The sequence below is a fragment of the Psychroflexus aurantiacus genome (assembly GCF_010820555.1).
GTDB lineage: Bacteria > Bacteroidota > Bacteroidia > Flavobacteriales > Flavobacteriaceae > Psychroflexus > Psychroflexus aurantiacus.
This window is the reverse complement of sequence record NZ_JAAIKD010000003.1, coordinates 37803-57068: the sequence shown is the minus strand read 5'-3', so window position 1 is coordinate 57068 and position 19266 is coordinate 37803. Positions and strand designations below refer to the sequence as shown.

At 42.2% G+C, this 19266-nt stretch carries 15 protein-coding genes; 13 read left to right on the top strand and 2 right to left on the bottom strand.

The genetic code is table 11. From position 1 onward, the window contains the following. Positions 1-99: 99 nt before the first annotated feature. From G3567_RS05645 to trxA, 13 genes are all read left to right on the top strand, one after another. On the top strand, positions 100-2481 hold the full coding sequence (locus tag G3567_RS05645) for a heavy metal translocating P-type ATPase (RefSeq protein ID WP_164004370.1): 2382 nt from the start codon (positions 100-102) through the stop codon (positions 2479-2481). Positions 2482-2551: 70 nt separating this feature from the next. After that, the gene (ccoS, locus tag G3567_RS05640) at positions 2552-2755 is read left to right on the top strand and encodes a cbb3-type cytochrome oxidase assembly protein CcoS (RefSeq protein WP_164004369.1); all 204 of its coding nucleotides are present in this window, start codon (positions 2552-2554) and stop codon (positions 2753-2755) included. Positions 2756-2757: 2 nt separating this feature from the next. Next, positions 2758-4953, top strand: a complete 2196-nt coding sequence (gene ccoN / locus G3567_RS05635) for a cytochrome-c oxidase, cbb3-type subunit I (protein ID WP_164004368.1) — start codon at positions 2758-2760, stop codon at positions 4951-4953. Between the two features lie 11 nt (positions 4954-4964). After that, positions 4965-5150, top strand: coding sequence for a CcoQ/FixQ family Cbb3-type cytochrome c oxidase assembly chaperone (locus tag G3567_RS05630; RefSeq protein ID WP_164004367.1), 186 nt, complete (start codon positions 4965-4967; stop codon positions 5148-5150). Then, a complete protein-coding gene (locus G3567_RS05625; RefSeq protein WP_164004366.1) occupies positions 5147-6037 on the top strand; it encodes a cbb3-type cytochrome c oxidase N-terminal domain-containing protein in 891 nt (296 codons plus the stop codon). The genes G3567_RS05630 and G3567_RS05625 overlap by 4 nt, the downstream gene beginning before the upstream one ends. Before the next feature lie 19 nt (positions 6038-6056). After that, entirely contained in the window at positions 6057-7472 is a 1416-nt protein-coding gene (gene ccoG / locus G3567_RS05620) for a cytochrome c oxidase accessory protein CcoG (RefSeq protein WP_164004365.1), read from the top strand. 7 nt (positions 7473-7479) lie between these two features. Further along, entirely contained in the window at positions 7480-7926 is a 447-nt protein-coding gene (locus G3567_RS05615) for a FixH family protein (protein WP_164004364.1), read from the top strand. Beyond that, the gene (locus tag G3567_RS05610; RefSeq protein WP_164004363.1) at positions 7927-8628 is read left to right on the top strand and encodes a sulfite exporter TauE/SafE family protein; all 702 of its coding nucleotides are present in this window, start codon (positions 7927-7929) and stop codon (positions 8626-8628) included. It begins immediately after the preceding gene. Between the two features lie 167 nt (positions 8629-8795). After that, on the top strand, positions 8796-13307 hold the full coding sequence (gene gltB / locus G3567_RS05605; protein ID WP_164004362.1) for a glutamate synthase large subunit: 4512 nt from the start codon (positions 8796-8798) through the stop codon (positions 13305-13307). Next, the gene (locus G3567_RS05600; RefSeq protein WP_164004361.1) at positions 13307-14764 is read left to right on the top strand and encodes a glutamate synthase subunit beta; all 1458 of its coding nucleotides are present in this window, start codon (positions 13307-13309) and stop codon (positions 14762-14764) included. The genes gltB and G3567_RS05600 overlap by 1 nt, the downstream gene beginning before the upstream one ends. A gap of 29 nt (positions 14765-14793) precedes the next feature. Next, positions 14794-15192: an STAS/SEC14 domain-containing protein gene (locus G3567_RS05595; RefSeq protein WP_164004360.1), complete on the top strand. Its 399-nt coding sequence runs from the start codon at positions 14794-14796 to the stop codon at positions 15190-15192. 146 nt (positions 15193-15338) lie between these two features. Beyond that, entirely contained in the window at positions 15339-16622 is a 1284-nt protein-coding gene (locus G3567_RS05590; RefSeq protein ID WP_164004359.1) for an acetyl-CoA hydrolase/transferase family protein, read from the top strand. 42 nt (positions 16623-16664) lie between these two features. Further along, on the top strand, positions 16665-16964 hold the full coding sequence (gene trxA / locus G3567_RS05585; protein WP_164004358.1) for a thioredoxin: 300 nt from the start codon (positions 16665-16667) through the stop codon (positions 16962-16964). A gap of 74 nt (positions 16965-17038) precedes the next feature. Here the strand turns inward: trxA and G3567_RS05580 are convergent, their stop codons facing one another. Next, positions 17039-17872, bottom strand: a complete 834-nt coding sequence (locus G3567_RS05580; RefSeq protein WP_164004357.1) for a universal stress protein — start codon at positions 17870-17872, stop codon at positions 17039-17041. Between the two features lie 10 nt (positions 17873-17882). Then, on the bottom strand, positions 17883-19226 hold the full coding sequence (hemN, locus tag G3567_RS05575; RefSeq protein WP_164004356.1) for an oxygen-independent coproporphyrinogen III oxidase: 1344 nt from the start codon (positions 19224-19226) through the stop codon (positions 17883-17885). Positions 19227-19266 lie beyond the last annotated feature (40 nt).

Here is a 19266-nt window from a genome sequence, read left to right as displayed (position 1 = left end):
ACAAAGATATGAACTTATTGCTCGAATATCAGTATAACTGACACTTATCATTTTTAATCGGTTTGAAGTGTGAGAGTTTTGTCAAACCAATTTGAGTTTATGTTAACAGATACCTGTTTCCACTGCGGAGAAGACTGCACAACCGCCAAGATTTCTCACGATGATAAGTTGTTTTGCTGCAATGGGTGCAAAACCGTTTTTGAAATTTTTTCCGAAAACGATCTGACCTGCTATTATGACCTGGAGCAGAATCCAGGAACCACACCAATTGAGATCAACGGAAAATACGACTACCTGGATAAGCCTGAAATCGTTGAAAAACTGATTGATTTCCAGGAAGATTCTACCGAAGTTGTTAGCCTTTATATTCCTCACATTCACTGTAGCTCCTGCATCTGGATTTTAGAAAACCTGCATAAATTAAATAAACAGGTTTTAAGCTCTCAGGTCGACTTTCCCAAGAAAAAAGTAAGCATCACTTATAAAACCGAGTATTTTTCGCTCAAACACCTGGTCGAGCTCATGTCCAGAATAGGCTATGAGCCTTATATAAGCCTGGAGAATTTTGGTCAGTCTGCTCAACGCATAGACCGAAGTTTGGTGTATAAAATCGGTATTGCCGGATTTGCCTTTGGCAATGTGATGTTTTTGAGTTTCCCCGAATATTTTGAAGTTTCAGAATATTGGCTGGAGCAGTACAAGCCTGTGTTCAGATGGCTTATGTTTTTCTTTAGTTTACCTGTCGTTTTTTATGCGGGACGCGATTATTTCAAATCTGCAGTGAAAGGCCTCAGAAGCGGAATTCTTAATATTGACATTCCTATAGCTTTGGGAATTTCCGTTTTATTCTTGAGAAGTACCGTGGATATTGTTTTCAACCTGGGTTCTGGTTTTTTCGATAGCCTGACAGGGCTCGTGTTTTTCCTGCTTTTAGGTAAAATCGTACAACAGAAGACCTATAAATTCATGTCTTTCGAAAGGGATTATAAATCCTATTTTCCCATAGCCGTCACGAAAATAACTTCAGAAGGGAAGGAGGAAAATACTCAGGTGTATGACATTAAGCGCGGTGACCGGCTGCTCATCAGAAATCAGGAATTGCTTCCTGTGGACGGAGTTCTGATGTCGGCATCTGCAGACATTGATTACAGCTTTGTAACCGGTGAAGCCAAACTGGTAACTAAAGTTTCTGGAGACAAGGTGTATGCCGGAGGGAAGCAGCGTGGAAATGCTATTGAAATAGTAGCCGAAAAATCTGTCGAGCAGAGTTATCTGACCCAGTTGTGGAGTAATGATGTTTTTCGGAAAGACTACAATCCGAAATTTCAAAGCCTTATAGATAAAATCAGTAAGAGGTTTACGGTGGCTGTTTTAAGCATTGCCTTTTCCGGCTTGATATTTTGGCTGTTTTACGATGCAAGTCTGGCCTTAAATGTATTTACTGCGGTACTTATCATTGCCTGTCCATGTGCTATTGCTCTTGCCACACCTTTTGCCATGGGCAACCTGCTGCGGATTTTCGGGAAAAATGGATTTTACCTCAAAAACACCAACGTCCTGGAACAAATGGCAGACCTGGATGTCTTTGTGTTTGATAAAACTGGAACGCTTACCATGAATAAGAAAAGCGATATCTCCTATTCGGGTCTGACCCTGAGTGAGGAGGATAAAATGGTCCTGAAAAACTCTTTTAGAAATTCCAACCATCCGTTGAGCAGGGAGCTCTATTCCTTTTTGAGCAGTCAGAATATCCAGGATTCTGAATCTTTTGAGGAACATCTCGGCGAAGGCATCATCTCGTCTTACGGCGACCATACTTACAGGATGGGCTCTGCCAAATTCGTTGCAAATTACGTGGAGGATTCAACGGTAAGCACAGGGGTACATGTAAGTAAAGATGAAAGTTATTTGGGCAAATTTGAATTTGATACCATTTACAGAACGGGTATGGAACCCTTATTTCAGTCCCTGGATAACCACTATAAACTGATTATTCTTTCAGGCGATAACGAAGGGGAGAGGCCGGTCCTGACTAAAATGCTGCCCAAAACCACGCAGATGTTTTTCAATCAGAAACCAGATTCCAAAATGCGTCTGATCGAGAAAATCCAATCCGAAAATCAACATGTTGCCATGGTAGGCGACGGCTTGAATGATGCCGGAGCTTTAAAGCAAGCCGATATAGGTATTGCCATTTCAGAAAATGTCAATGTCTTTTCTCCCGCCTGTGATGCCATTATGGACGCTTCAGAATTTTACAAACTCGACAAGTATGTAGAGATCACTAAAAAAGGAATTCAAATCATCAAATTCGGATTTATGTTTTCTTTCCTGTATAATGTCGTTGGCCTGTATTTCGCACTTACGGGACAGCTTCAGCCGGTCATCGCTGCTATACTGATGCCTTTAAGCTCAATATCCATAGTGATTTTCACCACCCTGGCCACACAATACATTTCTAAACCCATTGTTAATAAATAAAACTTTGGAAATATGACTAAGGTCATTTTTTAAGGAAGTCTTCACAACTAATTTTGAACAAAAATAATTCATGAACGTCATTTACGGACTTCTCGCTATCAGTATTCTCGTTGCTCTAGTTTTTTTAGGGCTTTTTATTTTTTCTGTCAAAAAAGGTCAATTCGATGATGATTACACACCATCCGTCAGAATGCTTTTCGACGATGAACTGGTAAAAGAAAAAGGAGATGATCAACCAAAAGAAAATTCTAACCATCAACCAAAACAATCTTAACTATGGAGTTACAGCAATTTCATTACGATAACAAAATCGTAAAAAACTTCCTTTATGCCACCATCATCTGGGGTGTTGTTGGAATGTCTGTTGGCCTTTTACTGGCCTTTATGTTCATTTTTCCCAATGTCACCGACGGTATTTCCTGGCTGAGTTTTGGCAGATTAAGACCATTACATACCAATGCCGTTATTTTTGCTTTTGTAGGGAATGCCATTTTTGCCGGCGTATATTATTCTACGCAGCGCCTATTAAAAGCCAGGATGTTTAGCGATGCCCTGAGTAAAATCAACTTTTGGGGGTGGCAACTGATTATCGTCCTGGCGGCAATTACGCTACCTCTTGGCTTTACAAGTTCCAAGGAATATGCTGAACTGGAATGGCCTATCGATATATTAATCGCCGTAGTTTGGGTTGTGTTTGGCTGGAACCTGATCGGTACCATCTTAAGAAGACGTCAGCGGCACTTATATGTGGCGATCTGGTTTTATATCGCCACGTTTATAACGGTGGCGGTACTTCATATTTTCAACAGCCTGGCCCTGCCGGTCAATTTGCTTAAGAGTTACTCTGCCTACGCTGGCGTTCAGGATGCTTTGGTCCAGTGGTGGTACGGGCATAATGCGGTAGCCTTTTTCTTAACGACGCCATTCCTGGGGCTGATGTACTATTTTGTGCCCAAGGCTGCCAACAGACCTGTCTATTCCTATAAATTATCGATTATTCACTTCTGGTCATTAATTTTTATATACATCTGGGCGGGACCTCATCACCTGCTTTACACTGCTTTACCGGACTGGGCTCAAAATCTAGGTGTTACCTTTTCCGTCATGTTACTGATGCCCTCCTGGGGTGGGATGATCAACGGACTTTTAACGCTCCGTGGAGCCTGGGATAAAGTGAGAACAGACCCTGTTCTTAAGTTCTTTGTAGTCGCTATTACCGGTTATGGTATGGCCACGTTTGAAGGACCCATGCTGTCTCTTAAAAATGTAAATGCCATCGCTCACTTTACCGACTGGATCATCGCTCACGTGCACGTGGGAGCTCTGGCCTGGAACGGCTTTCTTACGTTTGGTATGATTTACTGGCTTGTTCCGCGTTTATTTAAAACCAGATTATTCTCTACCGGACTCGCTAATCTTCACTTTTGGTTAGGGACTCTGGGTATAGTGATGTATGCCTTACCGATGTATGTGGCCGGTTTTTTACAGGCATCGATGTGGAAGCAGTTCAACCCCAGTGGAAGTTTGGTCTACGGAAATTTCCTGGAAACCGTGACTGAAATTATGCCGATGTACTGGATGAGAGCTATAGGAGGCAGTCTTTATATACTGGGTACGTTTGTTATGATTTACAACGTCATCAGGACAGCCCGGTCTGGTTCCAAAGTTGAGGATGAGCTGGCAGAAGCTGCCGCTTTAAGCCGTGGAGGTAAGCGAAAAAAAGGTGAAAAATTTCACTCCTGGTTAGAAAGAAAACCAATTCAACTGACCATTCTGGCCACCATAGCTATTCTTATTGGTGGAATTGTTCAGATTATACCCACACTTCTGGTGAAGTCCAATATTCCAACCATCACCACGGTTAAGCCTTATACACCGCTGGAACTGGAAGGCCGGGATCTTTATATAAGAGAAGGTTGTGTAGGATGCCATTCCCAAATGGTAAGACCCTTCCGAAGCGAAGTGGAGCGCTATGGGCCTTATGCCAAAGCCGGTGAGTTTGTTTACGACAGACCTTTTTTATGGGGAAGTAAACGCACAGGGCCGGATTTACTAAGAGTCGGCGGGAAATATACAGACAGCTGGCATTTCAAGCACATGTATGATCCGCAAAGCACTTCTCCGGGGTCTATCATGCCAAATTACTCCTGGATGATCAAAAGCAAACTGGATAAGTCAAACACCGAAGATAAAATGCAAACCATGGCAGATTTGGGAGTGCCTTATTCTGAAGAAGAAATAGAAAATGCACAGACCTCTATGCTGGCCCAGGGCAGCGAGATTCAGGACAATCTTTATAATGATCCGGATTTCGTAAGGGCTTATGAAGCCGATAAAATTTATGCAGAAGAAAACAACCTCGACTTTGTAGAGATGAAAAACCGGGAAATTGTAGCCCTGATTGCCTACTTGCAAAGACTGGGTACGGATATCAAAATAAAGACTAACGAAGAAGCGACCACTTCTAATTAAACTTTTGAATTATGCTGAAATTTATAAAAGGACATATGGAAACGATAGAAGGGATAGAAATTTACCCTATCATTTCCCTGCTTATTTTCTTCCTCTTTTTTGTAGTGCTTTTTTGGTGGGTATTCACCGCCAAAAAAGACTACGTGAACGAGGTGAGCCAAATTCCATTAGATTCTAAAAACGACATCGAATTATGAGAAATATCGCATCCATTTTCAGAATTATAGCGTTGCCGGCAATAGCCTGGGGAGGCGTTGAACTTCTTTTTGAAACGGAACCTGGACAATGGGCTGTTTTGGAATATCCTAAAACCCTGATTTTTATCGGGTTAGTATTTTTAATAGCTGTTGCTGTAGAAGTTTCCGTAGCAGCCCTTCGGTTTACGCTGCTCAGATCACTTTCAGAAGAAAAACAGGAAAAATTTCTGGCTTCAGAAAACAAATCTCTTGAGCAACTGAAGGCTAAACTAGAAAAGCTTCCGGAGCTTTTAACCCGCTCAAAACCTGTAGAAGAGGAAGATGAAATTGAACTGGATCACAATTACGATGGAATTCGTGAGCTGGACAACAAACTTCCACCCTGGTGGCTGTATAGCTTTTATGCGTCTATTGTTTTTGCATTTATTTATATGGCGAGATATCACATTTTTGATGGGGAAACCCAAGTTGAAGAGTTCAAAGCCGAAGTCGCCCAGGCAGAAATTGATCTAGCACGTTACAAAGAAACCGCCAAAGATTTAGTTACTGTGGAAACGGTTTCTCTTATGGCTGATCCCTCAGACTTAGAGGCTGGCAAACAGATCTTTATGAATAATTGTGTGGCTTGTCATAAAATGGATGCAGGCGGAGGAATCGGGCCAAATCTTACCGATGAGTACTGGATTTTGGGCGGTGGTATCAAAAATGTATACCGAACTCTTCTGGAAGGGGGACGGCCTGGAAAAGGGATGGTGTCCTGGAAAAATGATTTTAAGCCTTCAGAACTTCAGCAGGTCGCGAGTTATGTGCTCTCACTTCAGGGGACCATGCCGGCTGAGCCAAAGGAACCTGAAGGGGAAGTTTGGGCTGAAGAAACGACGGAGTAATTTATAAAACGGATAGGAAGTGGATAATCAGGAAAAATTTAGAGATAGCATTGGTACTTTGGACCAGGAAGGGAAACGTTCCTGGGTATATCCTAAGAAACCTCATGGTGTCTTCTACAACTACAGAAAATACGTCAGTTATTTCCTGTTGCTTTTCCTGTTTGCCGCCCCTTTTATAAAAATCAATGGTCATCAGTTTTTGCTCTTTAATATCTTAGAACGAAAATTCAACATCTTTGGCTTTCCGTTCTGGCCTCAGGATTTCTATTTGTTTGTCATTGCATTGCTTATCGGCGTGATTTTTATCGCTCTTTTTACCGTTGCTTTTGGACGAATTTTCTGTGGCTGGATTTGTCCGCAAACCATTTTTATGGAAATGGTATTTAGACGAATCGAATATGCCATTGAGGGCGATCGCGGAAAGCAAATCCGATTGGATAAAGCCCCCTGGAACAAAGACAAGATTCTTAAAAAAGGAACGAAGTGGACGATTTTTGCCATCATCTCCTTTCTTATTGCCAATGTGTTTTTGGCCTATCTTATCGGTAGTGACGAACTGATAAAATACATCACAAATGGTCCGGCAAGTCATTTAGGTACATTTATCCCCTTGCTCATTTTTACAGCGGTTTTCTATTTCGTATTCGCCTGGTTCAGAGAGCAGGTCTGTATCATAGCCTGTCCTTATGGACGCCTTCAAGGTGTCTTACTGGATGAAAAGTCTATTGTTGTGGCCTACGACCACAAACGCGGAGAACGTGAGGAAGGACGACAGAGGTTTAGAAAAAATCAGGACAGAGCCGCTGCGGGAGTGGGGGACTGTATCGATTGTTCTCAATGCGTTCAAGTCTGTCCCACAGGGATTGATATTAGAAATGGAACGCAGCTGGAATGCGTGAACTGCACGGCCTGTATGGATGCCTGCGACTCTATTATGGAAAATGTGAATTTACCAAAGGGCTTAATTCGTTATGCCAGTGAGGAGAATATTGAAAAGAAAACCAAATTTCAATTTACTCCCCGACTCAAAGGCTACACAGCAGTCCTGCTTATTCTTACAGGCTTTCTCATAGGCCTGTTACTGATCAGAAGCGATGTGGAAGCCAAAGTACTCAGACTTCCCGGTCAGCTGTATGAACTCAAAGACAGTGGTCATATTTCCAATGTATATACTTACAAGCTTTTGAATAAAACCAATACCGTCATGGATAGCGTTCATTTCAAATTGGCTTCCATGACCGGAGACATCAAAATGGTTAAAAAAGACTTTTTCAGCATAGGTGAAAGCGGAATGGCAAAGGGAACGTTTTTTATAGAAGTGGATCCTTCACAACTAACAGATTCCAATAATGAAATTGAAATTGAAGTGTACAGCAAAGACCGAATCATAGACCGGACTACAACTAACTTCATGGGACCACAAACCTTTAAATAAAAATAATATGAAATTAAACTGGGGAACATCTATCGTTATTGCATTTGTACTTTTCATCGGATTCATCATGGTTATGGTGGTGCAGATGATGTCCAGTGCTGAATTGGAACACGACCTTGTCGTAGAGTCCTACTATCAAAAAGAGCTGACCTTTCAGGAAGACCTGAACTCTGCTCAAAATGCTGCAGATTTAGAACATCAGGTGACTGTTGAAGTGGTTTCTGAAGGCGTACAGATCATTTTTCCTTCAGCATTTGACTTTTCTGAAATTCAAGGGGAAGTGTACTTGTACAGACCTTCAGACAAGGCTTTGGATTTTACGGTTCAACTTCATTTAGAAGATGGCGAGTATGTATTGCCACGGTCCTTGATGGAAGCCGGAATATGGAAAGTCAACCTCAAATTTACGCATCAGAATCAAGCCTATTTAATTCAGAAAAAAATAAGCATCTAAATGTTGTGGACGGCTTTTATTTTGGGACTTTTGGGCAGTTTTCACTGCGTAGGTATGTGCGGACCTATCGCGCTCATGCTACCCGTAGATCTTCAAAATCCCTGGCGAAAAGCCGTTCAGATTTCTTTATACCATGTGGGCAGAATCAGTACCTACGCTCTTATAGGCCTGGTGTTTGGACTCATTGGTGAAAGCTTTGCCCTGTTTGGTTTCCAGCAGCAACTCTCCATCATTATTGGGGTTATCATGCTTTCTTCCCTTCTTTTTTCTGAATCTGTTTTGGGAAAGCTCAACTTGAGCAAACCCGTATTCAAATGGGTAGGAAAACTAAAGTCCGAACTAGGCTCTTCGTTGAAAAAGAAAGAGCTCGACACCTTCTTTTATCTGGGCTTACTGAATGGTCTGCTGCCCTGTGGTCTTGTCTACATGGCTGTCTTTGGATCCATAGCCATTCCAGGTTTGCTGGAAAGTTCTTTATACATGGTTTTTTTCGGTCTGGGAACTGTTCCGCTCATGAGTATTGTCATTTATGCCAAAGCATGGCTTAATTCTGTCCTGAAGTTTAATCCCAGAAAACTTATTCCTATTGCTATCGCTATAATCGGTGTTTTATTTATCCTCAGGGGTTTGGGGTTGGGAATTCCGTATGTTTCACCGCAATCTGCTCAAACCGAAGTGACTTCTTCCATGGAATGCCATTAAAACGCTGAGGTCTCATTTTACTCTCCTTCTTAAGGCACTACGAAAACGATTTAGTTTAGTAAAAACTCAATTTTAACATAATAAATACCAAATAATATCTCACTTGCTAATGATTTTATCGGTAATTAACTAGTTTTAGGAAATAATCCTTAGAATAATAGTTTGTTATGAAGAGAGAATCCATGTACGATGAGAGTTTTGAACACGATGCCTGTGGCATAGGAAGCGTCATTAATATCGACGGCAGAAAAGAACATCAGGTGATTGATGATGCCTTAACCATGCTGGAGAATATGGAGCATCGCGGAGGCACAGGCTCCGATCCAGAAACAGGGGATGGTGCAGGTATTCTTATACAAATCGATAAGGATTTTATCGAAGAAATTGCCAAAGAAATTAAGGTCGATATCCATCCTGATAAACCCGTCGGTATAGGAATGCTCTTCTTTCCTAAAGTACAAAGTGTTGCCGTTCAATGCAGGGAAATTTTAGAGAAGCATGCCGAGGAGCTGGATCTTAAAATTTTGGGTTATCGATTAGTTCCTGTGGATTCCAAAGTACCTGGCATGGGAGCAAAACCAGTAGAGCCCTCAATTCAGCAGATTCTTATTCAGTCCAAACACAACATGTCTGAGGAAGACCTGGAACGAAAACTCTTCGTGTTTAGAAATTATACGACGCATTATATAGGCCGTCATGTCCAGGGAAATAACAAGGCTTTTTATGTCTGTAGTATGTCTGCAAAGACGATCATTTATAAAGGACAGCTCAGAACCAGTCAGCTTAGGGATTATTATGAGGACTTAAGAAATCCAAATTTCAAATCAGCTTTTGCGATCATACATTCCCGATTCTCTACCAATACCTTTCCCAACTGGAAACTGGCTCAGCCTTTTCATTTTATATCCCATAACGGGGAAATCAATACCATTCGAGGAAATGTGACTAAAATGAAGTCTAAGGAAGCCAACTTCAAATCGAAAGTCTTTTCAGAGGAGGATCTTCAGCGCTTATTACCCGTAACCAACCCGGAACATTCAGATTCTGCCAACCTGGATAGCTTGGTAGAAATGCTGGTTATGGACGGCCGCCCTTTGGAACATGTCATGATGATGCTTGTTCCGGAAGCCTGGCAGGACAATAAATCCATCGATCCTGAGCGAAAGGCATTTTACAAATACCATGCTTCCATAATGGAACCCTGGGATGGTCCGGCAGCCCTTATTTTTACGGATGGCAAACGTGTGGGCGCAACTTTGGACAGAAACGGATTAAGACCTTCAAGATATTGCATTACGTCTACCAATCGTCTCATTATCTCTTCTGAAGCCGGAGCACTTCCGGTAAAGTCTTCAGAAATTATAAAAAAAGGAAGACTTCAGCCAGGACGCATGATTCTGGCGGATTTGAATCAAAACAAAGTGCTTTATGATGATGAAATCAAAAACCGCATAGTTAAGGATAAGCCTTATCAGCAGTGGATTGTAAATCAGCGTATCAAACTCAGGCTGCAGCCTGTACCCGAATTTGAAAAAGAGCATCTCACCAGTGAGCAGCTTCTTCATCTCCAAAATGCCTTCGGCTATACCTCAGAAGAATTGAAGGTCATTCTGGCCGATATGGCCGTTAGGGCGACCGAGCCGATTGGCTCCATGGGAGCAGATACCCCTCTGGCTATTTTAAGCAAGCAAAGCCAGCATGTGGGCAATTACTTCAAGCAGTTGTTTGCTCAGGTGAGTAATCCGCCCATAGATCCTATTCGAGAGCGAATGGTCATGTCCTTGTTCACAAGAGTAGGAGAAAGTCTGAATATTCTTGATGAAACTGAATTGCATACCAAACAGATTCATATTTCCCAGCCCGTATTGCTGGACGCTGACATTGAAAAGTTCAAAAACTTAAAGGATAAAGGTTTCGACTATGCCTTTATCGATTGTGTCTTTGAAGCCGATGGGAAACCTGGGAGTCTGGAAAACGGGATTGATGCGGCCTGCAAAGCTGCAGAAGACGCTGTGAAATCGGGTAAAAAAGTTCTTATTCTTACCGATAAACCTATTAACAAAACTCAGGCGCCTATACCTTCACTGCTTTCTACAGGAGCCGTTCATCACCACCTGGTCAAATTGAATTTAAGAACCAAATCCGGCATAGTGGTTCAGGCTGGAGACGTGAGAGAAACCCATCATTACGCCACGCTTATCGGTTATGGTGCGAGCGCTGTTCATCCCTATTTAGCGCTGCAATCCATTGAACATCTTCAAACTGAAGGAAAACTCGATGCAGACCTCAGTATAGAGGAAGCCCAGGTCAACTATCAGAAGGCTATTGGTTACGGTTTGCTGAAAATTCTTTCAAAAATGGGAATCAGTACGGTGCAGTCTTACCAAGGGGCTCAGATTTTTGAAGCGCTGGGCTTACATACCACGGTGATCGAAAAATGTTTTAAAGGCACAATTTCAAGAATAGAAGGTATCGACTTTGATGGACTGGCACAGGAAGTTTTGGTAAGACATCAGAAAGCCTATCCTCAAAATGAAGAGGTTAAAAAAAGCCTGGAAGTCGGTGGAGTTTACCAGTGGAAGCGAAAAGGCGAAAAGCATCTGTTTAATCCGGAAAGCATCCACCTGCTTCAGCGTTCCACGCAAACGGATAATTTCTCACTGTATAAAAAATTCGCCAAAACAGTCAACGATCAGCTCAAAGACACCCTGACCCTAAGGGGTTTACTGGAATTTAAAAAACGAACGCCCATACCGCTTTCCGAAGTGGAACCCGCAGAAGAGATAATGAAACGCTTTGCAACGGGGGCTATGTCTTTTGGTTCCATTTCCCATGAAGCTCATTCTACTTTAGCGATAGCGATGAACAGGATTGGTGCCAAAAGCAATAGTGGAGAAGGCGGTGAAGACGAAGCCAGATTCGAAGTAAAACCCAATGGAAACTGGGAGCGTTCTGCGATTAAGCAGGTGGCTTCAGGACGATTTGGAGTGACCAGTTATTACCTCACCAATGCCGAAGAGTTACAAATTAAAATGGCTCAGGGAGCCAAGCCTGGAGAAGGAGGGCAGTTACCGGGCCATAAAGTAGATGAGTGGATTGGAAGAGTGAGGCATTCTACACCAGGCGTAGGATTGATTTCACCACCACCACACCACGATATTTATTCCATCGAAGATTTGGCTCAACTTATTTTCGATTTAAAAAATGCCAATAGAACAGCTAGAATCAATGTGAAACTGGTCTCCCAGGCTGGAGTAGGTACTGTGGCTGCCGGGGTCTCTAAAGCCAATGCCGATGTCGTTTTAATTTCCGGAGCCGACGGGGGGACGGGAGCTTCACCCCTAAGTTCCATTCGGCATGCCGGATTACCCTGGGAGCTGGGACTTTCTGAAGCGCATCAGACGCTGGTAAAAAACAATTTAAGAAGCAGAATCACGGTTCAGGCAGATGGTCAGTTGAGAACGGGTAGGGATATAGCCATAGCCACTTTACTTGGCGCCGAAGAATGGGGGATTTCCACAGCCGCACTGATTGTGGAAGGCTGTATCATGATGAGAAAGTGCCATACCAATACCTGTCCCGTGGGTGTGGCCACACAAAACCCGGAACTGAGAAAGCTGTTTACGGGTAATCCAGATCATGTGGTCAATTACTTTAGGTTTTTGGCGGAAGATCTGCGGGAAATCATGTCCCAACTGGGGTTTAGAACCATCAATGCTATGGTTGGTCATTCGGAAGTGATGAAAATAAGCAAGGACGTCCCTTTTTGGAAATTGAAAGACCTGGACTTAAGCCCGATTTTATATCAGGAGAACATCGCAGAACAGGTGGGTGTTTTTAAACAGATAGAACAGGACCATGAGATCGATAACGTCCTGGACTGGCAGCTTCTGGAAGATGCCAGGCCTGCTTTTGAACAGGGGACTCAGGTCAAAAAATCCTATCCCATCAGAAACATAGATCGGGCCACAGGCGCTGTTTTGTCCAATGAGATCAGCAAGAAATTCAAGGCTGAAGGATTGAAAGAGGATACATTACATTATAAATTTGAAGGTTCGGCAGGACAGAGCTTTGGCTCTTTTCTAGCCAAAGGAGTCACTTTTGAAGTCGAAGGAGAATCCAACGATTATTTTGGGAAAGGTTTATCCGGAGGAAAATTGATCGTCTATCCTCCTAAATCCTCCGGATTCAAATCTGAAGAAAATATCATCATAGGTAATGTCGCTTTTTACGGAGCAACCTCAGGAACCGCTTACATCAACGGTATGGCTGGTGAGCGTTTTGGCGTCAGGAATTCTGGGGTGAAAGCCGTTGTAGAAGGCGTAGGAGATCACGCCTGTGAGTACATGACAGGTGGTAAAGTTGTGATTTTGGGAGAAACCGGTAAAAATTTCGCTGCCGGAATGAGCGGGGGAATTGCTTATGTACTCGATGAGAAAGCCAGCTTTAAGAACAACTGTAATACGGCTATGGTAGGTTTGGAAACGCCTTCGAAAGAAAACTATGACGAGCTTAAAAGCTTAATTGAAACCCATTTTCAACTGACAGGGAGTCAAAAAGCTAAAGAAATTCTGGATGATTTTGAAGCCATGAAAACGCAATTCGTCAAAATCATTCCACACGAATACAAGCGTGTTTTGGAAGAACAAGAAAAACAAGAACAAAAAATAGTAGCCTAATGGGAAAGTACGATGGATTTTTGAAACATGACAGGGAATTGCCAAACAGCAGACCCCCTGAAGTAAGGATAGGCGATTTTAAAGAAATATTTGAGCCCTTTCCAGAAGAAAAGACCAAAACTCAAGCAGCCAGATGCATGGATTGCGGGGTGCCGTTTTGCCATTCGGGCTGTCCGCTGGGTAACATCATTCCGGAATTCAATGAAGCCGTTCATGACGAAAACTGGAAGGATGCAGCTTCGATTTTATATTCTACCAACAACTTTCCCGAATTTACAGGACGAATTTGTCCGGCACCCTGCGAAGCCAGTTGCGTTTTAGGCATCAATAAGCCTCCTGTGGCGATTGAACATATAGAAAAATCAATTGCAGAAAAAGCGCATGAACTCGGCTATATCAAAGCAACCCCTCCAAAACAGCGGACAGGAAAAAAAGTAGCTGTGATCGGATCGGGTCCGGCGGGTCTGGCAGCAGCCGATCAGCTCAACCAGGCCGGACACTGGGTCACGGTTTATGAAAGAGATCCGGCTATTGGCGGTTTGCTGAGGTATGGCATTCCTGATTTTAAGCTTGAAAAATGGGTGGTCGATCGCAGAATACAGATCATGGATGAGGAAGGTGTTCGGTTTAAGGTGAACGCCGAAGTTGGAAAAAGCATCAATCCAGATATGCTCAAGGATGACTTCGATTCTATAGTGGTTTGCACGGGTTCTACGGTTCCCAGAAACCTCCCGATTCCCGGTCGAGCCTTAAAAGGCATTCATTACGCGATGGATTTCCTGAGCCTTCAGAACAAAGAACTGGCAGGTATAAAATTTGAGGATAAGATTTCAGCAGAGGGGAAGAACGTGGTTGTAATCGGTGGAGGAGATACTGGATCTGATTGTATTGGAACTTCTCACAGGCAAGGCGCAGCTTCGGTGTTGCAACTCGAGCTGATGCCCAAACCACAGAGCAAACGAGGTGAAAATGATCCCTGGCCGATGTGGCCCATGACCCTGAGAACCTCTTCGTCTCATGAAGAAGGCGGCGAGCGAAAATGGAGCACTCTTACAAAAGCTTTTATTGGAAATGATAAAGATGAGCTTACCCACATCAAGTTGGTAGATCTGGAGTGGGTCAGTGAAGGTGGAAGACAACAGATGAAAGAAATAGAAGGCACAGAACGCTTAATTCCCTGTGAGCTTGCCTTGCTGGCCATAGGTTTTACTCAGCCGGAAAGTTCACTTTTAGAGCATCTAGGGGTTTCTCAAACCCAGTCTGGAATCATAGATTCCACAGATTATTCTACCAGTGTCAAGTCGATATTTGCAGCAGGAGATGCCCGCAGAGGACAGTCGCTGGTCGTATGGGCTATTTCAGAAGGCAGAGAAGCCGCGCGGGAAGTGGACAAATTCCTGATGGGCAGCACAGAGCTGCCTTCGAAGAATGATTCCTTTTTAAGCCTTGAGGTTTGAATGTTTATTTTTAATTTTATAATAAAATTTTGAAAACGACTCCTTACGCCAGGGTAGACCAGACGGCATTTCCACTTATCACAGTGACATTTACTGGTCAAAAAAGCACCAATGCTAATTTTAAGGCTTACCTGAAGGATTTAGATGACTGTTATTTTGCCCAGCAAAAACTGGCCATTGTTTTTGATGCCAGTAAAGCAGTTGTGCCGATGATTTCTCATCAGATACTGCAGGCCAACTGGTTAAAGGACAATACAAGCCTGATGCAGGATTACTGCAAAGGGACCGCTTACGTCATTCCAAATAAAACCATACAGTGGGTATTGAAAATGATTTTTCTGCTACAAAAACAGCCTGTTCCCTATGAAGTGTTTTCGACTTACAAAGATGCACAGGTCTGGTGCTGGAGCCAGCTACAAAAGAATTGATTCATTTTCTGAAGAAGTTTTCCCCGTTTACTTTAGGCTTCAAAACCTTTCTTAAAACTGACTGAAATCATATAAATCTTTGCTCAAGTCATAGCCAACTTGCACTTGAGTCTGTATTTTTGTTATTTAATATTAGATCAAAAGCTATGATATATCAACTCAATAAAGTAACGGCTGAAGAAGCGGTTTCAAAAGTAAAATCAGGAGACAGGGTGTTTATTCAGGGGGCAGCCATGACCCCTTTAAAATTGATAGACGCTTTGGTCTCCAGACATGAATCTTTGGAAAATGTTGAAATCATGCACATGCATACCGAAGGTCATGCGGCATACTCGGAAGAGCAATATTCTAAAGCATTCAAAATAAACAGTGTTTTTGTGGGTGGAAATGTAAGGAATTCATTAAGAAAAGGGAATGGAGATTATATCCCTATTTTCCTTAGCGAAATTCACAGACTGTTTAGGCGTTCTATTTTACCGCTGGATGTTGCCTTTATTCAGGTTTCACCTCCAGATAAACATGGCTTTTGCTCGCTTGGAGTCTCTGTGGATATTACGATTCCAGCCATTCAAACAGCTAAACTGGTGATTGCTCAAGTCAATCCTAAGGTTCCCAGAACCCATGGTGACGGTATTATTCACCTGAATGAACTGGATTTTGCTATAGAAGTTGATGAGCCCATATTTGGTCATGAACAAGCTCCGGTATCAGAACTGGAAAGTAAAATCGGCGCCAATGTAGCCAGCCTTGTTGAGGATGGGGCAACTTTACAAATGGGCATCGGAGGTATTCCCAATGCTGCCCTTAAAAATTTAGGAGGTCATAAAAACCTGGGTATTCATACCGAAATGTTTTCAGATGGAATTTTGCCACTTGTAGAAAGTGGTGTGATCAACGGAAGTCAGAAGGAAGTAAAAACAGGTAAAATTGTAACCTGTTTTGCAGTAGGCTCTCAAAAACTTTACGATTTTATGGATGACAATCCTTTGGTGCACATGAAAGAAGCCGCTTACACCAACGATACGGCGATCATTAGACGCAATCCTAGGGTAACGGCAATCAATTCAGCCATAGAAATAGACCTTACAGGTCAGGTTTGTGCGGATACTATTGGAAAAATGCAGTTTTCGGGTGTTGGAGGTCAGATGGATTTTATTCGTGGGGCGTCGTTATCTGATGGAGGTAAAGCTATCATTGCCATGCCATCGGTTACCACCAAAGGGATTTCGAAGATAACGCCTTTCTTAAATGAAGGGGCGGGGGTGACGACAACCCGTGCTCACGTTCATTACATTGTTACTGAATATGGGGTGGTTAATCTTTACGGCAAAAATTTAAAACAAAGAGCGGAAGCCTTAATCTCCATTGCCCATCCAGATTACCGTGAGCGTCTGACCAGAGCAGCTTACGAACGTTTCAAATCTGTGTAAAGAACGGATTTTTATAGCGACTAACTTTTAAAATATATATTTATGAGTCAAAAATTCAATGAAATCATACAAAGCGAAACTCCTGTGTTAATCGATTTTTTCGCTGACTGGTGCGGGCCTTGTAAAATGCTAGCTCCAATATTGAAAGAAGTTAAGGAAGAACTTGGTGAGGATGTCAAAATCATTAAAATCGATGTGGATAAGAACGAGCAGTTAGCCGCCAAATATCAGGTAAGAGGAGTTCCAACCCTGATTGTTTTTAAAAATGGAGAACAAAAATGGAGGCAAAGCGGAGTTTTACAAAAAGAGGAGATAGTACAAGTGTTACGATCCAATTCCTAAACTAATCATTTTTATTTTCTATAAAAAAGCACCTTGATTTAAGGTGCTTTTTTAATGTAAATTGGCTAATCAATTTAAATCTTTAGAGTCAGGACAGGACGATCTGAATGATTGACGACATCTTCACTGATACTGCCATTAAAGAAATGGGCCAATCCTTTTCGTCCGTGAGTTGGAATAATGATGAGATCGGCTTTAAGTCGTTCTGCCCCGTTAAGCACTCCTTCCTCGATGCTGTAATCGTTGAATATCTCAACATTATTTTTGTTAAGTGGCATTTCCACTTTATTAAGGAACACGCGCATTTGTTCCTGGATTTCCAGGGTACTGCTGAATTGATTCCCCGGAAGATTCACATATAACATCTTCATTTTTGCATCAAAACTATCGGCAAAGGTTTTGGCTTTTTTATAAGCTTCAAGGTTTTCCAGCTCAAAATTGGAAGCGAAAACAACCGTTTTGATAGAGATATCTTTGATCTCATTTTTAACGACAAGGACGGGAACTTCAGAATATCTAACAACCTTCTCTGTGTTAGAGCCGATGACGATTTCTTCTAACCCGGAGGAACCGCTTGAGCCCATCACAATCAAATCGATTTCATTGTTTTTTACGACTTGGTTGATGGCTAGGGATGTAGAGCCTGGCTCTACATGATCTATTAGGTCAGTGCCTTTCAAATAGTCTTTTTTTAAGAAATCTTCAAAACGTTCCTTGGCTAGTTTCATGAAGAAAATGATCTGATCGTCATTCACATTAAACTGTTCTGCGCCGAAAAGCGATTCTGCAAGTTCAATCACGTGTAATACATGAAGCTCAGCATCGTTTCTTTTGGCAAGCTCTGCCGCAACTTTAAGTGCGTTCTCGGAAGGTGTTGAAAAATCAACGGGAACAAGTATTTTATTCATGGTGGTAGGTTTAAATAGTCATTGAAAATAGTTGAGATTCTGTTTCTTTAGCTTTTAATCTTAGATCGAATGCCATGCATATGTTTCTAATAAAAGCTTTTCCAGCTGGTTTCACTTTTATCGTATTATTTTCGATACTAAGTAACTGGTCCATTTCAAACTCAGCCAAATCGTTTTTAATGCCCAGTTGCGTAATTACCTCCAAATTCTCCAGGCTGGTTTCAAAATGGCACATTAAATTTAAGATTTTTCTTCTGATTATAAGATCAGTTTCATCCAAAATGTGACCCCTGGACACGGGCAGTTCATTTTGTGCCAAACTCTCGTAATAGTGTTTCAGATTTTTATGATTTTGAGAAAAGCCAAACCAGCTGTCGCTGATGGCAGAAACACCAAGTCCAATCATTTTGTCGGTTTTGGTAGTGGTATACCCCATGAAATTTCTGTGAAGGGTTTTGGTTTGAAAAGCAATGGCCAGTTCATCTTCCGGTAAAGCGAAGTGATCCATACCAATTTCGATATAGCCTTTTTCTTCAAGCATTATCTTACCCGTCTCATACTGTTGGCGTTTTAATTTTGCCGAGGGTAAATCCTTTTCATCATAACCGCGCTGACCGTTTCCTTTGGTCCATGGCACATGGGCATAACTGTAAAAGGCAATGCGGTCCGGCATCAGCTCTGTGGTCTTATGGATGCTAGCGATGACATCTTCCAGAGTTTGCATAGGTAAGCCATAAATCAGGTCATGACTCACCGACTTGTAGCCAAAAGCCCGGGATTGCTCTGTGATGCTTTTAACGGTTTCAAAAGACTGTATTCTGTGTATAGCGATTTGGACTTTAGGGTTATAATCCTGAATGCCATAACTCACACGGTCAAAGCCCAGACTGCTTAAGGTTTTGAGATGATTTACTGTCGTATTGTTGGGATGTCCTTCAAAACTATAGCTAACGTCTTCTGGAATTTCGCAGGAGCTTTTAAGGGTTTCTAAAAGATATTTTAAATGCTCTGGATCAAAAAAAGTAGGGGTTCCTCCTCCAAGATGTATTTCTTTTAAAACTGGTTTTTCCTGAAGAATCTCAAGATACATGTTCCATTCTTTCAATACGGCTTCTATATAGGGAAGTTCAACTTCGTGTCTTTTGGTAATGCGTTTGTTGCAGGCACAAAACGTACATAAGCTTTCACAAAACGGAAGGTGGATGTACAAGCTGATTTCACGAGAGGCATCCCCTTTTTGTAAACTTTTGATCCATGAAGATGGACTGTAAGTGGATACATCCCAGAAGGGAACCGTTGGGTAACTTGTGTATCTGGGTCCCGGAACATTGTATTTCTGAATTAAAGCTTGCATGTGGATTTCATTTTATTCAAAAATACTGAGCGCTTTAATC

Coding starts and splice junctions, on each gene's coding strand:
- G3567_RS05645 (WP_164004370.1), top strand. CDS start 100: ATGTTAACAGATACCTGTTTCCACTGCGGAGAAGACTGCACAACCGCC.
- ccoS (WP_164004369.1), top strand. CDS start 2,552: ATGAACGTCATTTACGGACTTCTCGCTATCAGTATTCTCGTTGCTCTA.
- ccoN (WP_164004368.1), top strand. CDS start 2,758: ATGGAGTTACAGCAATTTCATTACGATAACAAAATCGTAAAAAACTTC.
- G3567_RS05630 (WP_164004367.1), top strand. CDS start 4,965: ATGCTGAAATTTATAAAAGGACATATGGAAACGATAGAAGGGATAGAA.
- G3567_RS05625 (WP_164004366.1), top strand. CDS start 5,147: ATGAGAAATATCGCATCCATTTTCAGAATTATAGCGTTGCCGGCAATA.
- G3567_RS05615 (WP_164004364.1), top strand. CDS start 7,480: ATGAAATTAAACTGGGGAACATCTATCGTTATTGCATTTGTACTTTTC.
- G3567_RS05610 (WP_164004363.1), top strand. CDS start 7,927: ATGTTGTGGACGGCTTTTATTTTGGGACTTTTGGGCAGTTTTCACTGC.
- gltB (WP_164004362.1), top strand. CDS start 8,796: ATGAAGAGAGAATCCATGTACGATGAGAGTTTTGAACACGATGCCTGT.
- G3567_RS05600 (WP_164004361.1), top strand. CDS start 13,307: ATGGGAAAGTACGATGGATTTTTGAAACATGACAGGGAATTGCCAAAC.
- G3567_RS05590 (WP_164004359.1), top strand. CDS start 15,339: ATGATATATCAACTCAATAAAGTAACGGCTGAAGAAGCGGTTTCAAAA.
- trxA (WP_164004358.1), top strand. CDS start 16,665: ATGAGTCAAAAATTCAATGAAATCATACAAAGCGAAACTCCTGTGTTA.
- G3567_RS05580 (WP_164004357.1), bottom strand. CDS start 17,872: ATGAATAAAATACTTGTTCCCGTTGATTTTTCAACACCTTCCGAGAAC.
- hemN (WP_164004356.1), bottom strand. CDS start 19,226: ATGCAAGCTTTAATTCAGAAATACAATGTTCCGGGACCCAGATACACA.